This window comes from Methanomassiliicoccales archaeon (assembly GCA_038850735.1).
GTDB lineage: Archaea > Thermoplasmatota > Thermoplasmata > Methanomassiliicoccales > JACIVX01 > JACIVX01.
In genome coordinates this window covers 1-14,863 of sequence record JAWCLO010000015.1, presented here as the reverse complement: position 1 = coordinate 14,863, position 14,863 = coordinate 1, and the positions used below count along the sequence as shown (strand labels likewise).

Below are 14,863 nucleotides of genomic sequence, written 5' to 3'. Positions count from 1 at the left end.
ATCGAGAATCTATCAGTGAGCACAAGGAGGGTAGAATTACATCAATCGCTTAGAAAGTCAAGAGAATTCTGGCAACACACTTATTGCCGTGATTTGGGTCCTTCATCAAATCTCGGGCTCGAATTAATTCTTGACCGGCTTGATATACCGTGGAGTAATCCCGGTGGCAGCCTCATTTCCAGTAATTTCAAGATAATCCTTGTTTTCACTTTTTCTAGTTATGGGATAATTGTAAGGAAGTGAAATGAACTTAGATCACGTAATTTCTAGAAGTTGGCATTTTAGCACTGGCTGAGAAAAAATGCAATAAGAAATTAGTAATCGATTCCTTATTTCCTCCAGCCTAAGACCGATTCTTGCATTTCTCGGTAGTCTGATTTTTCTAGAATCACTAGTATGCTGATCATATTGATCCCAATGAAATGACCGAGGTAAGTGATCCATCGATCGACCGATTTATTAGACCCCTACCTAATATTATGCTTGAGAGGTAATGGAGAGCATGGTCGACTTTGAGGACTATTTAAGACTAGCTATCGATCTTGCCACAAAGAATGGCGCATCATATGCAGAAGCAAGAGCCCAGCGCGATTATTCTGAATCGATCCTATTGAAAAACGGCGTTCCTGAGGTGGCATCCGTAGATACTCGAAGAGGTTTGTCGATTCGCGTCATTGTAAATGGTTCCTTGTGCTTCGGTGCTACGAATGAGTTGAACAAAAAAGCAATCAAAAATCTCGTGACGGAAGTCGTTTTATCGGCTAGAAGTGCCTCAAAATTGCGACAAAAAAGAATCCAATTTGGTGATGCGAACGTAGGAACGGAGAAATTCGAAGTAAGGCCGAGAATCGGATTCGACTCTGTTTCAATTGACTCGAGAATTGAACTTTTGAGAGATGCAGATCGTGAAGCTTTAGAAGGGGCGAACAAAATCGGAGTAAAGCTCGCTGGCAGATATTTGTCGGTGGAAACACTGTCAACCGAGAAAGCCATCCTGACATCCGACGGAGCAACTATATACAGCAGAATCCCAAGGGTATCAGTTGATTGTATGATCACTGCTTTTCATCCCGAGAAAGGCTTTCTGCAAAGGATGATTTCATTGGGAGAATCTGCCGGATGGGAAGCTGCCGAGCGATGGGATTTGCCACAAAGATTGATGCGCGAGGCAGTTAGTCTGGGACGATCATTACTGGAGGCGAGTTCGTTCAGGGGAGATCGTTGTGATGTCGTGCTCGGTCCTGAAGTTGTTGGGATCGTGAGCCATGAGTCTGCTGGGCATCCAGCTGAAGCCGATAGAATCCTAGGAAGGGAAGCAGCTCAAGCTGGAGAAACTTACCTTAGTAGACAGTCTCTTGGGACTAATATCGGCTCTGAAGTGGTCAATGTGGTTGACGATCCGACCCTTCCACATTCATTTGGATATTATTTATACGATGACGAAGGGGTGAAGGCTAGGAGGAGATACTTAATCAAGAATGGCAGAATCAATGAATTCTTGCACAATAGGGAAACAGCTTTTGAATTCGAAACTGAAAGCAATGGGTCTTCGCGTTCCGTATCCTATGATAGAGAACCCATAATTCGAATGTCGAATACTTTTGTCGAACCGGGTGATTATTCATTTGAAGAACTGATAGAGGCTATAGATAATGGGATCTACATCAAGAATTTTATGGAATGGAACATTGACGATCGCAGATACAATCAAAAGTACGTTGGCCTTGAGGCCTACAAAATAGAAAAGGGAAAGTTGACGAAGAGGATAAAAAATCCTGTGCTTGAAGTTACGACTCCGGGCTTATGGTCAGCAGTCGATGCGGTGGGGAGTGATCTCGAATTCTCTGCTGCAACGTGTGGAAAAGGTGATCCGATGCAGGGGATTCCTGTATGGACGGGGGGACCTCATATCAGATTGCGTGGCATCTACGTGGGAGGATTGGCATGAGAGAAGAAGATCTCTGCCATTTTGTACTCGAAATATGCAAGCACGAAGGGGCCACAGATGCCGTTGTCATGCTCCATACTACAAAGGAGAAAATGATTAGATTTTCGAATAATCAGATTACAATCGCAAAAAACATCAGCGAAAATTCCGCAAGCATTTATGTTCAGGTAATGGAGAAAAAAGCGCACATAAGCGTTGCTGATCTCTCAAAAACCACTCTCAAAGCAGCGGCAAAGAAGGCCGTTAAGGCGGCTAATAAATGTGCTTCTGGTAGTGTGTACGCACCACTGCCCAAGGGACCTTTCAAGTACGACGAGAGATTATTAAAACAAACGTATCTTTCCTTCGATGCAGATCTGTTGGTCGATGGCGTAAAGGATGCCATTGATGCAGCAATAGCAGAAGGCGCCGATCGGGTAGCAGGGTCGTTAAGCGCGGTAAAATCTGAGATCACCATTCTAACCACTGGGGATGTTCTTGCAAAAGGCGAGAAATCAACAATTGAACTTTCTGTAAGAGCCTTTACTAGCGATCTTTCATCAGGACAATCTGTGTCGATAGCAGTCCGACCAGAAGACTTTTCGCCTCGAACTGCTGGTGAAGAAGCTGGAAGGCTTGCAAAATTATCAACGAATCCGGATAAAGGGGAGCCTGGTGAGTTTCCGACTGTAATTGGCCCTCTCGTTCTTGCAGATCTTGCAAGCCAGGTTGGAAGATTCGCGTCGGCATTCTATGTCGATGCTGGAATATCATTTCTCGGTGATAAATTAGGCCAACAGGTAGCATCACACAAATTCAATTTATGCGATGATGCGACGATGCCGGATACCTTTGGCGCATCGGCGTTCGATGCGGAAGGTCTGCCGACAAAGCGTACGGAAATAATCAAAAATGGTATACTCATGAATTATTTGCACAACAGTGCAACTGCAAAGAAATTCGGTACCGATAGCACTGCAAACGCAGGTTTGGTGATACCTCGCCCCTTCAACATGATCGTAGACTCTGGCGATTCCTCAGTCGAGAAGATCTTGAGTTCTATTGACGACGGTCTGTACTTGACCAATGACTGGTATCTTCGTTATCACAATTACAAAACTGGTGATTTCTCAACAATTCCGAGAGATGCGATGTTTAAAATAAGAAAAGGTGAAATTGAAAAGCCTGTTAGAGAACTAAGAGTTAGTGACAATCTTCTTAGATTATTAGGGAGAATTCAACAATTATCAAAGGAAAGAATATGGGTAAGGTGGTGGGAGGTCGAGATCCCCGTGTTAGCTCCTTATGCACTTATTGACTCTTTGCGCTTCACAAAATCTACTGATTGATCCGAATGTAAATCTCCATACACATTATACGAGTATTAGTACAAAATTTTCAAGAACTGGAAATTGAAAATGGAAGTCATATTAACAGGGAATGAATTCTGAAACGGATTCAATTTCCTAAATCTTTGCTTATGTCACAAAAGGATTGATTCACACCGATTCTAATTCCAAAATCTGCGATCTATTCTACATCCTTTCGGTCGAATAGCTCGGATAGACTTCCCGCGCGATAACCTTCAAGATCAATATCAACAAAAACAAATCCAATCTTCTTGAGGTGATCAACAATCTGCGCTCTTGCTCCCAATACCTTATCGAAGTCTTCTAGCGATACTTCTATCCGTGCAATCCTTCCATGGCATCGTACTCTCACTTGCTTTATGCCAAGCGTTCTCAAATAACTTTCAGCCTCATCTATCATCGCCAGCTTTTTTGAGCTAATCTTCTCGTTAAATGGGATTCTAGTCACGAGGCAGGTATTTGATGGTTTATCAGAGTTAGGTAAATTCATCTTCTTCGCCAATTCTCTTATTTCCACTTTTGTTAATCCGACTTCCATCAATGGACTTCTCACGCCTATTTCCCTTGCTGCCTTCATCCCCCATTCATGAGACTTGATATCATCCGCATTGGCGCCATCTAGCAAAATCGAGAATCCTTTTTCTTCCGCCTTCTTTTTGATAGTTGTGAAGAGATTGCGTTTGCAGATGTAACATCTGTCAGAAGGGTTCGAAAGAAAATAGGAATCATCAAGGGGATTTGCATATGTGATCACGCATTCTGCACCGAGTAGACGTGCTAAATTCAAAGGCAACTCTCGATCATAAGAAGGTATGATTGGTGAAATATTGGTTATCGCCAAGACATTCTCGTTTAAGACATCTAGAGCTACCTTTAGCAGAAAAGTGCTGTCCACACCGCCTGAAAAGGCAATGGCTACGCAGCCTAGTCTCTGCAATTCTCCTTTCAACAATTCCAATTTGCTTTCCTTATCTAGCACAAAGAAGCCCACATTCTAAGGCGGATAAGAAACTTTTGCAGATTTCCATCCGAACTAGAACTATGTTTGCACATTTACCACACTTATGTCTGCCAAGAGAATGTAATCAAATGCATGCTTATGGAAAAGAAAAAGAAGATGTTAATGAATAGTGTCGATGATGAAGATTCGTGAAATACTGGACCTGTTTAAGAATGGCAGAATCGACTATAGTGAGGCAGAGAACCTTCTGAGGCTTGATTTCCTCGAGAGGATCAGCGACCATACCCTATTTGATCACGCCCGCGAGGCGCGCAGAAGCGTTCCAGAGGTCATTTTCGGAGAGGGGAAAACGCCCGAAACAGTTTCTGAAATAGTGCAGAAGATCATACAAAGGAAGAACGTATTAGTCGTTTCCAAGGCATCGCAAGATCACTTCCGCGCCATTATCGACGCGATTGGGCGAGATGGTGTCAGATGGGAAAGAAGAGCTAGATTGATTGTAATAGAAAAGAGTCATACTCAAGAAAGAATTGGATTAATTGGAATACTTGCTGCTGGCACCTCAGATATTGCGGTAGCGGAGGAGGCAAAGATAATAGCGGAGATAATGGGATGTGAAGTCATGACTGCATATGACGTCGGAATTGCTGGATTTCACCGATTTACCGATCCTTTGCTGTCAATGCTAAAAAAGGGTTGTGACGCAATCATAGTTGTTGCGGGGATGGAAGGTGCCTTAGCTTCTGTTGTGTCCAGTCTTGTTGATGTTCCTGTGATAGGAGTGCCAACATCTGTTGGCTATGGGATGGGTGGATCAGGTCATGCAGCCCTTTTGTCAATGCTCCAAAGTTGCTCACCAGGAATTGCGGTTGTCAACATTGATAATGGAATAGGGGCCGGAGCAATAGCAGCGCTCATAAGTCTCCGAGCTCGACGAATACGAGACTTGAAGAATGTTCCGATGGAAAGTGATGCGAACACACAGTAGACTCCAAATGGATTTACAGGAACGTGTGTTAAAGGAGGGGATTTTTGATCATTTCTTTTCATTCTACTAGAATTTCAAATCTGATGATTAGAGATATGAGTTTACGTGACATCGAACAGGCGAGGGCAGTGGCCCAAGAGGCGTGGTCCGACATTGCCACGAGGGATGCTGGTCGAAGAATCTCTTATCCCATGCGATCTCGGAAGATTATCGAATCATATGTTAAGCGCAGTCCAAATGGTTGCTTTGTTGCAGAAATTGATGGGAAAATAATAGGATGTGTGTATTCACATGTGTGGGGGAAATTAGGATGGATAGGACCTATTGAAGTTTTGCCAAATTACCAGAATAAGGGTGTCGGTTCGTCGCTCATATCCTGCTGTGAACAATTTTTATTAAATGCTGGTTGCAATACTATCGGCATTGAGACTATGCCTCACATTTTAAAGAATATGCATCTCTATCTCAAATGCGGATATGTTCCAATTGCCACCACTGTCATCGCTGAGAAAATCATTCAATCAAGGCGATCTTTTTCTAACGGAGAAAAAGGGAAGATCATGAAAATTGAACAGTATCATGCTGAACTGAAAAAAGATATATCGCTCATAAGCCAAAAGATTATGCATGGAATGGACGTGAGCAACGAAGTTGAATTAGTATTAGATAACGATCTGGGTTCGATTCTTGCATTTTTTCTAGAGTCTCGAGTTATTGGGATTGCCTCGATTCATACATATCTACGAGATGATGAAGGTGATTATTCTTTTGTGAAATTCCTGCTTGTTGATAAGCAATTTGAAGATCGTGAGAAAGTATTTGATTCGCTACTTCTCGCTTGCGAAAATGAATCGTTCGAATCAGGGAAGAAGAAAATGTATGTCAGATTTCCGATTGTAGATCAATTCATTTATCCTAAGATACAGGCAAATGATTTCAAGATAAGGGGAACGGGAATTCAAATGTTCAAAGGAAAGCTTCCACAATACAACTCGAATCTCATGATACTCTCACTCGCAGGTTAGGATATATTATCTCACACATTTTGCCGACCTGTAGGAAAAATAATATAATCGCACCCTGCAAATAGTTATCAAGATCCCAATGCAAAAAACTGACGGACCAATTCTATTTGAATTCGGTGGGTACTTCGTCGAAAAACCAACCAGGGAACTGCATGGTAGGCCAGAAAAATCGCTCTGCGTTTTATGCAAAGGCTCACGTTTTCTGTGCGGCAAAGAACGATGTCCATTGATGTTAAGATTTTACGCTCACGCAAAGACAAGAAAACTGATAGAAAGTCTAGATCTATTCGGAAGTTCCCCTCCAGGTGTTTTCATAGGCAGGTATGGTTATCCAAAAGTAGAGATAGGTCCACTCGTTCCCCCTGTGCTTGGAGATACCTCAGTTCTCGATACGCCTGAACTGTGGATTGGAAGATCTATTGATGACATCGTGAGTTTCAGATTTAGCCTAGTACGTGGAAAATACAGAATCAGCGTTCATGATGTGGATTCACCATCAAAAATCGTTGAGCAAACTAGAGAGCTTGCTCTTTCGGTTAACTCTATTGGAGTTGAAGCTAAATTCGAAAGACTGCCATCTGGGAGGATTATTCTAGATGATGAAATACAACCCTTTGGCCCCTCTGCTGATTTGAAGGCTCTAAATATTGAGAATCCCAAATATGACCATAGAATAGAGAAAGCCTTTTATGATACGGATTTGAAAGCCGTTGATGCTGTGGTGAGTTTGTATCGCAATGGCGTAATGATTTCGAGGATACAGAAGGCTTTCAGCGTAGGTGCTTTTGGTTTGAAAGCAAATAGAAAATTTGTACCAACCAGGTGGAGCATCACAGCTATCGATGACATAATTGGCAGAGCTCTTCTGCAGAAAACAAAAACTTACCACCCAATCGACGAGTTCAGACTCTACTATTGGGAGCAGCTGGACAATAGGTGGATTGTGCTCTTATTGCCAACATCGTGGAGATACGAGCTTATCGAGGCTTGGTACCCCAATACCGCATGGAATCCTTCGGGAAAGAGTATAGAGATCATAAGCGATCATGAATTTTACAGCGGAAGAAGCAATTACGCTCAGATTGGCGGCTGCTACTATGCTGCACGCCTGGCAGTCAACGAGCTTCTGAATAAAGAGAAAAGGCAGGCGGGTGCTGTAATCTTCAGGGAGGCGCATCCTGGCTATATCATGCCGGTAGGGGTTTGGAATGTCAGAGAAAACGTTAGGGCTGCGTTAAATCAAAAACCTCTGAAATTCAATAGTTTAAAAGATGCGTTATTGCAGGTTCAGACTAAAATGGATATCCCTATCCATGTCTGGATCGACTACAGCGAGATACTGAAGGACTTGATACATCAGCGGAGAATCGATGAATATGAGTAACATCACATTGTCGAATGAACATAAGTGTGATAGTAGCATAGACACGCGGAAACGAATTCTTTATGTTAAAAAGAATTGCACCAAATCTATGATTCCCTCCAAGCTTCCGGGTATTGACTATGCCCTAAACCCTTATAGGGGATGCGCTCACGGTTGTCTTTATTGCTACGCGCCATATGTACTTAGAATCAATCGAGACGATTGGTCGACTCATATCGAGGCAAAAATTAATTTGCCATCATTGCTGAGGCGGGAAATCGCCGGAAAATCTGGAACAATAGGCATAGGCACTGTAACCGATCCTTATCAACCTGGGGAGAGCGATTTCCTAATCACGAGAAGATGTCTAGAGATTCTCACGCGATCAAATCTCAGAGTGACTATTCTCACGAAGTCTGATTTAATCGCCAGAGATGTAGACGCCATCACAAAATTGAAGAATGTTGAGATTGGAATTACAATCACTACAATAGATGAAGACTACGCACTTGAAATTGAGCCGAGAGCTCCACCACCATATAGAAGATTAGAGGCGTTGAGAAAATTTTCTCAATTGGGAGTGGACACCTATGCAATGATTGGCCCTATTCTTCCAATTGTGACTGACGCGAATTTAGACGCGCTTCTTTCAGAAATTGCAAATACTGGCACCAAGAGAATAATGATCGATAAACTGCGATTCAGACACGGTATGGAAGAAGTTCTGGCATTAAGTAATTGTATGAAGGATTCACATTTCAGAGGACTATTTTTCGAGAAAGCCACCTCGGATTCTTTTTATTACAAACTTGCCTCTAGAATATCACTTTTCTGTAGGGAAAATAATTTGCTTTGTGAAGAGGCATTCTGAGCATTCGATCAATTTCAAAATTTTGTTGACAAACATTTTCGTTATACTGCTCAATATTCTCATTATTCAATCTTCCAGTTTGCGAAATTCCAGGTATTCTCCCTATGCAATAGTTCTTATAGAAGAACCAAAATACCACCGCAAAAGGAGGCTACATAATGGCGTATTCAATGGGACAAGGGCAGCCGATCATTGTGCTAAGAGAGGGAACCGAAAGAAGTCGGGACCGAGAGGCACAGTTGAACAACATCGCTGCCGCACGAGCAGTTGCTGACTCAGTTCGTTCAACGCTTGGGCCTAAGGGCATGGATAAGATGCTAGTTGATTCTATGGGCGACATCGTTGTGACGAATGATGGTGTGACGATTCTAAAGGAGATGGATGTTCAACATCCGGCTGCAAAGATGGTTGTTGAAGTGGCGAAGACACAAGATTCTGAATGTGGTGATGGAACTACTACTTCTGTGATACTAGCTGGGGAATTGCTGAAAAAGGCAGAGGCTCTGCTTGATCAGAAAGTTCATCCCTCAATCATAGTAAACGGATACCGCATGGCAGCAGCCGAAGCCGTGAAAATGCTTGAATCAATCGCAATATCTGTAAAACCAGATCAAGAAGATCTCCTTAAGAAGATTGCAAGCACTGCCATGATGGGCAAAAGTGTAGGTGGTCAAAAGGACAAGCTCGCGCAACTCGCTGTCCAGGCTGTGAAATCGGTAGCTGAGGATCGAGGTGGAAAGACTATTGTAGACGTGGACAACATCAAGATTGTAAAAAAAGTTGGAGGTTCGATAGCAGATACCGAGATTGTCAAAGGTATCGTTATCGATAAGGAACGTGTTCACCCGAGGATGCCGAAAATCGTCAAGAATCCAAAAATTGCACTACTTAGCGTTGCACTGGAAATAAAGAAAACCGAAGTTGAAGCGAAGATACAGATCAGTGATCCAGAATCGATGCAAAAATTCCTCGATGAAGAGGAAGCCACGCTGAAGAAGATGGTAGAGAAGATAAAAGCAACTGGCGCAAATGTTGTATTCTGTCAGAAAGGAATCGACGATTTAGTTCAACATTTTCTTGCGAAGGCGGACATTTATGCTGTTCGCAGAGTCAAGGAATCAGACATGGATAAACTCGCAAAGGCTACTGGCGCAAACATCGTTGGGAACTTGGATCAGTTGGAACCGACGGATCTCGGAAAGGCTGAACTTGTAGAGCAGAAGAAAGTCGGAGAAGAAGATATGACATTTGTTACTGGCTGCAAAAATGCAAAATCCGTGTCAATCATTATACGAGGTGGCACCGAACATGTGATCGATGAAGTAGAAAGATCGCTCCACGACGCATTGCGCGTCATTGGAATTACACTAGAAGACGGAAAAGCCGTTGCTGGTGGTGGAGCCCCTGAGATAGAAATGGCTCTGCATCTAGCAAATTACGCATCATCAGTTGGTGGTCGAGAGCAATTGGCAATCGAGGCATTTGCCGAGGCACTTGAGGTCATTCCATGGGTGCTTGCGGAAAACGCCGGGCAAGATGCAATTGATGTTGTGCTGAAATTGAAAAGTGTTCACAAAGGCAACAAATCTAATGGGAGATTCTTTGGTGTAGGTATGGAGAGCATCGAGCCGGTAAACATGTTGGATCAAAATGTGATCGAACCTCTGAGAGTGAAAACCCAGGCTATTAAGGCATCAGCTGAAGTGGCAAGCATGATTTTGAGAATAGATGATGTTATTGCAGCGAAAAGAACTACACCTCAGGAGGGCGGACCCGGAGGTCCCGGTGGAGAAATGCCAGGCTGCGGAATGGGGCCAGGAATGATGTGAAGCGGAGCCATTCCGTATTCTTTTTTTTAATCTTATTACTCATAATAAATTCGAAATTTTCTAATATCATCCTGAGAATGTAATTCAAAAGAGGAGGTCCCTTGATGCGGTATTATTCAATCTCAATCCTTTCCGCTCTAGTTGTTGTGAGTTTTTTGGCTCTTCCGGCATCTTACTCTGTTAATGCCCAAGAAGCTGAAGCACCAGTGTGGGAAGAAGGAGATAAATGGGCGATCGGTTCGGAAATAGCCTACCTACCTGATCTGAGCGAAGTAGAATCAAAACTTGAGCCAATACTAAATACAGCAAACGCTACATTGACGGAATTTTCCGTCATCAGTGAAGCTATGTTCTACTCATACTGGGAGGTCACCGAAGTAACCGATACGGAGTACGTGCTACAAGCAAAAGTCGGTGCGAAGGTTGCCTCGGATATCTCTGTCGAAATACGCGCTGAGCTACCTGAAGAAGGTACTTATCAGATATACAGCGACGTGTTTACTTGGTTTGCTTCTGGTTTTCTAGGAGCGACGAAAGAAATGAAAACCATTAGCATCGACTTCGATGAGGATTTTGCCATTTATTCAGAAGGATACCTCTATCTTGAAAAGAGTACGATGGCAGTCGAACGTATTGACTGGGAGCTAAGGAGCAGTTCGATAGTCAACTTTGATGCGACTAATATCCCTTCCGTCAATGTTGAGGAAAAAACCTTTCCTCTTCGTGAAGTGACGATAAATTACAGTAATTACAATGTGGCGTTGCGATTTGATATGAATTCAGATCTAGAAATCGAATTCGATCCACATTTGGACATTTTCGAATTTCCATTTGACGTCGGAGATTCGTGGACTGTCGACTCCACAGCGACAATATCTGGAACAATTGAAGGATTAATAGATATCAATGGTCTACCTGAAGATGCCGAAGAACAGATCTTTACCGAAGAATTCATAGAGAAAACAGGCATAAGCCACTTCCCAATCGAATTCGATGAACTTCAAATTTCTGAAGGGGATCTCAGTGTTCATGATGGAGTAATCGAACCTGTTGAAAAGACAGTGAACATAGATCTAAAGTGCATTGGCAAAGTGGGGCTTTCAACAAGTGACGCGGGTCAAATCCAAGTGTACATTATACAGGTAGACAATGGTGCACAATATATTTACTATTCTGCTGAAAGGAAGTTTCTGGCTGGTACGGAGTTTGGATTCGATGCCATTGATTTGCCTTCTGAGATACCATCAGGCATGATAGGAGATATTGAATTCGAGCCCCTAGCAGTGGATCCAGATACGGCAGATGAAAAATTGGGGGAAATTTCCCAGTATCAATCTGCAATTTCAGATGAGGCAACAGGCAAAACAGGACTCGATGGTCTTGGCGGCTGGGCAATGATACTCATCATCGCATTAGTAATTGGTGTTGTCGTCGTAGCTGCTATACTTCTATTTATAAGAAAAAAATAGGAAAATCGCGAGATCTTTTCAAACTTTTTCTTCACCTTTTTCTTGTAAAATGGGGTACATTTAAACTTGATATGTATCGACATTGAAGATAATGATAATTCTATGAGATGGCGCTGCATTTTTAAATACCTCTTAAAAAAATGCATATTTAGCATAATAAGCAATAAAATTTAATATCCTTCCGAATCAAGTACCTCTACTCTTCCTTTTCTTCCTAGAATTACGTCGATACCGTATTCTGAAAATTTCACATAGCAATTTGTCAATCTCAATTTCACACCTTCCTGCCAATTCATCTTATCTGGTAACTCTACATCCTTGTCCCAAAGCACAAGACGACATCTACCTGTTTCATCGTGAACCAACACGGATCGTACTTTGCCAATCGCTCCATCTGGCTTCTTAAACTCTTTAATTTCATATATCCTCGATATCTCCGCAACAATAGATGCCTCCTCTCTGTCATTCAATTCCGAAATAGTCCTAAGGTTTGTCACTAAAAGGCCCAATTCATCCATTACTAATTTCCTGAGCGCCTCATCATCAAGAAGATTGCCGAATTCACTGCGCAATTTTTCAATTCTTATTTGAATATCCCTCTCGTCCACAAAATCTAGAACTTATTGTTTGATATTTAATTCGATTTAACGACTCTATAATTAATATAAAAATCTGTTACGTTATCATGTAAAATATTAGCCTATTTTGCGAAAATGAAGCGTATGAAAATGCGACAATTATTTATAGAATTCGGATAGTATATTGTCTGACAATCGTCAGATGGTTAGTAAATTAAGATAATGGATATCCAAGTAGCCACAACGGGAAGGGATGGGAAACGAGAGCCGCGCTTTATGCAAGAGTTTCTACGGAGGATCAGGCCAAGGAGGGATTTAGCATTCCCGCTCAACTTAAGAGACTTCATTCCTACTGCAAGGCTCGTGGATGGGTCGTTGTTGGCGAGTATATCGACAGCGGCTATAGCGGTCGTGACACAAGACGTCCAGCCTATCAAAAAATGATGCAGGAAAAGGATAATTGGGACGTCGTTGTAGTTTTGAAAATGGACAGAATTCATCGGAACAGCAAGAATTTTACTGCAATGATGGAAGATCTGAATAGATGGGGAAAAGAATTCAATTCAATGCAGGAATCTTTCGACACGACGAGCGCTATAGGGCGCTTTGTAATGGATATTATTCAAAGAATAGCTCAGCTTGAAAGCGAACAAATCGGTGAGCGGGTTAAGGTAGGAATGTTACAAAAAGCAAGAAATGGAAAAGGCTATCTGGGTTCTGGAGAACCGTATGGATATAGGTACCAAAATGGTGGGCTCATTGCGATTGAGACGGAACTTGAGATCATAAAAAAGATTTACCATTGGTACAAGATCGGTTTCAGCCTTGAGGACATCGCCAACAAATTGAATGAATTGAATATTCCTTCTAAAAAAGGGCGCAATTGGAAAAAAGGAACTGTTTGGAAAATCCTTTCAAATCCGCTATACTGTGGTTACATCAAGTGGGATAAGCTGATGATTAAGGCCCATCACGAACCCGTGATATCGATTGATGAGTTTAATTTCATCCAGGAATTACGAAAGAGTCGGCAAAGGTGCTCAGGTACTATAAATTCCTTTAATAATAGTCTGAATCAGGGTGGGAACTGCGATTGACTAGAGCTGCGATTTATATCAGAGTTTCTACTGAAGAACAGGCAAAAGAAGGATTTTCGCTTGATGCCCAAAAGGAAAGACTGATTGCCTACTGTGAAGCACAGGGATGGGAAGTCTCAGGCATCTACTGTGATGATGGACACAGTGGCAGAAATACTAGACGTCCGGAATACCAGAAAATGCTCGAAGAAAGAGACAAATGGGACGTTATTCTGGTCATGAAAATGGACAGAATACACAGAAATAGCAAGAATTTCATGATAATGATGGAGACGCTCGAAAAATGGGGTAAGAAATTTGCAAGCATGCAGGAATCCTTCGATACCTCAAATGCGATTGGTAGATTTGTTGTAGATATTATACAGAGAATTGCACAGCTGGAGAGCGAACAAATCGGCGAAAGAACATATATGGGAATGGCTCAAAAGGCAGAATCAGGAACGGGAATATTGGGATTCTATCCTCCTTTTGGCTATAAGTATGAAAATGGGCAGCTATTGGTTGTTGATGAAGAAGCTGGAATAGTGCTTGATATCTTTCAAAGCTATCTTCGTGGTGAAAGAATGAAGGATATCGCATGGAGGCTAAACAAAAACGAAATTTCTACCCGACGGGGGAAAAAATGGACGGTCTGGTCAATTAGCAGAATTCTGAAAAACCCGATATACGCTGGCTTCTTGAGATGGGACGGACGCCTCATGAAAGGCACTCATGTCGCGATTGTCCCGATCAGCATTTATAATGCCGTTCAGGAAACTATTACATCTCGAGCACGGAATCGCATGAAAAGAAAGAACACATGCGTTATTTTTTGATAAGAATGAGAATAACGATAGTTTAAGTCTGCTTTACTATTATTCTTGCTTCCTTCGGGGGGGCATTTTTGACGAAAAATATCACATTTCGATTGATATTCGGGAGTCCGTCATTGACTTTATTGTACATATTGGGACAATGAATTTTTGATATCGGATCCTTGATGCAGGGCGTAGGCGGTATTCTCGTAAAGAGCTCGCTTTCAAATTATTACAAAAACCCTTTGATCTTAAGATCTTACCAAAAATTTATCTTGCTTCGAATCTTCGGCAAATTCGTACTCTCGCCTTAGAGTTATAGACAATATCATTGCGTGGATTTGTAATAATATCCTAAGAAAATCGACTGATACATTTAACACCAATTATGAGTTAAACATCTTTTGCAGTCGGGATCATAGAGACGAAAAAGGCTTCATTGGGGGGAGAAATTGGAATTAGAGTATGACAACTGATGGAGAAAAAACGCTTTGATTAGCCCTGAAGCAGAGGCATTGAAATTTTCTACTATAAACCAAGAGCACATGGTAATTCTTGATACTTAGCAGACCCGACATCCAATGCAAAACT

The 14,863-nt window shown here is 42.1% G+C and carries 13 protein-coding genes; 11 read left to right on the top strand and 2 right to left on the bottom strand.

The annotated features are described in order from the left end of the window. The 3 genes from QW087_07880 to QW087_07870 form a co-directional block, all read left to right on the top strand. A partial coding sequence (locus tag QW087_07880; protein ID MEM2944642.1) for a hypothetical protein occupies nt 1-243 on the top strand: 243 nt, incomplete at its 5' end. A 259-nt stretch (nt 244-502) separates the two neighbouring features. Beyond that, on the top strand, nt 503-1,948 hold the full coding sequence (locus tag QW087_07875) for a TldD/PmbA family protein (protein ID MEM2944641.1): 1,446 nt from the start codon (nt 503-505) through the stop codon (nt 1,946-1,948). Then, complete coding sequence (locus QW087_07870) at nt 1,945-3,276, top strand: TldD/PmbA family protein (GenBank protein MEM2944640.1); 1,332 nt, start codon at nt 1,945-1,947, stop codon at nt 3,274-3,276. Before QW087_07875 ends, QW087_07870 begins: the two co-directional genes overlap by 4 nt. 181 nt (nt 3,277-3,457) lie before the next feature. On the opposite strand, the gene larE is transcribed toward QW087_07870, so the two are convergent. Further along, nucleotides 3,458-4,276: an ATP-dependent sacrificial sulfur transferase LarE gene (gene larE / locus QW087_07865; protein MEM2944639.1), complete on the bottom strand. Its 819-nt coding sequence runs from the start codon at nt 4,274-4,276 to the stop codon at nt 3,458-3,460. Between the two features lie 160 nt (nt 4,277-4,436). Here larE and larB point away from each other — a divergent pair, with 160 nt between their 5' ends. The 6 genes from larB to QW087_07835 all read left to right on the top strand — a co-directional run bounded on the left by larB (nt 4,437) and on the right by QW087_07835 (nt 11,803). Further along, nucleotides 4,437-5,246, top strand: a complete 810-nt coding sequence (larB, locus tag QW087_07860; protein ID MEM2944638.1) for a nickel pincer cofactor biosynthesis protein LarB — start codon at nt 4,437-4,439, stop codon at nt 5,244-5,246. 95 nt (nt 5,247-5,341) lie between these two features. Next, entirely contained in the window at nt 5,342-6,271 is a 930-nt protein-coding gene (locus tag QW087_07855) for a GNAT family N-acetyltransferase (protein ID MEM2944637.1), read from the top strand. A 79-nt stretch (nt 6,272-6,350) separates the two neighbouring features. After that, nucleotides 6,351-7,655, top strand: coding sequence for an Nre family DNA repair protein (locus tag QW087_07850; protein ID MEM2944636.1), 1,305 nt, complete (start codon nt 6,351-6,353; stop codon nt 7,653-7,655). 88 nt (nt 7,656-7,743) lie between these two features. Next, complete coding sequence (locus tag QW087_07845) at nt 7,744-8,505, top strand: radical SAM protein (protein MEM2944635.1); 762 nt, start codon at nt 7,744-7,746, stop codon at nt 8,503-8,505. A 158-nt stretch (nt 8,506-8,663) separates the two neighbouring features. Continuing rightward, nucleotides 8,664-10,334, top strand: coding sequence for a thermosome subunit beta (gene thsB / locus QW087_07840; GenBank protein ID MEM2944634.1), 1,671 nt, complete (start codon nt 8,664-8,666; stop codon nt 10,332-10,334). A 104-nt stretch (nt 10,335-10,438) separates the two neighbouring features. Next, nucleotides 10,439-11,803, top strand: coding sequence for a hypothetical protein (locus QW087_07835; GenBank protein ID MEM2944633.1), 1,365 nt, complete (start codon nt 10,439-10,441; stop codon nt 11,801-11,803). Nucleotides 11,804-11,973: 170 nt separating this feature from the next. On the opposite strand, the gene QW087_07830 is transcribed toward QW087_07835, so the two are convergent. Next, on the bottom strand, nt 11,974-12,411 hold the full coding sequence (locus tag QW087_07830) for a hypothetical protein (protein ID MEM2944632.1): 438 nt from the start codon (nt 12,409-12,411) through the stop codon (nt 11,974-11,976). Nucleotides 12,412-12,701: 290 nt separating this feature from the next. Between QW087_07830 and QW087_07825 the strand changes: the two genes are divergently transcribed. Together QW087_07825 and QW087_07820 are read left to right on the top strand one after the other, a co-directional pair. Then, complete coding sequence (locus tag QW087_07825; GenBank protein MEM2944631.1) at nt 12,702-13,478, top strand: recombinase family protein; 777 nt, start codon at nt 12,702-12,704, stop codon at nt 13,476-13,478. Beyond that, entirely contained in the window at nt 13,475-14,293 is an 819-nt protein-coding gene (locus tag QW087_07820) for a recombinase family protein (protein MEM2944630.1), read from the top strand. Before QW087_07825 ends, QW087_07820 begins: the two co-directional genes overlap by 4 nt. Nucleotides 14,294-14,863 lie beyond the last annotated feature (570 nt).

Bases quoted from the DNA above. Each gene is read 5' to 3' on its own strand.
- QW087_07850 (MEM2944636.1), top strand. From the start codon at position 6,351: ATGCAAAAAACTGACGGACCAATTCTATTTGAATTCGGTGGGTACTTC.
- QW087_07835 (MEM2944633.1), top strand. From the start codon at position 10,439: ATGCGGTATTATTCAATCTCAATCCTTTCCGCTCTAGTTGTTGTGAGT.
- QW087_07845 (MEM2944635.1), top strand. From the start codon at position 7,744: ATGATTCCCTCCAAGCTTCCGGGTATTGACTATGCCCTAAACCCTTAT.
- QW087_07855 (MEM2944637.1), top strand. From the start codon at position 5,342: ATGAGTTTACGTGACATCGAACAGGCGAGGGCAGTGGCCCAAGAGGCG.
- QW087_07870 (MEM2944640.1), top strand. From the start codon at position 1,945: ATGAGAGAAGAAGATCTCTGCCATTTTGTACTCGAAATATGCAAGCAC.
- QW087_07875 (MEM2944641.1), top strand. From the start codon at position 503: ATGGTCGACTTTGAGGACTATTTAAGACTAGCTATCGATCTTGCCACA.
- thsB (MEM2944634.1), top strand. From the start codon at position 8,664: ATGGCGTATTCAATGGGACAAGGGCAGCCGATCATTGTGCTAAGAGAG.
- larB (MEM2944638.1), top strand. From the start codon at position 4,437: ATGAAGATTCGTGAAATACTGGACCTGTTTAAGAATGGCAGAATCGAC.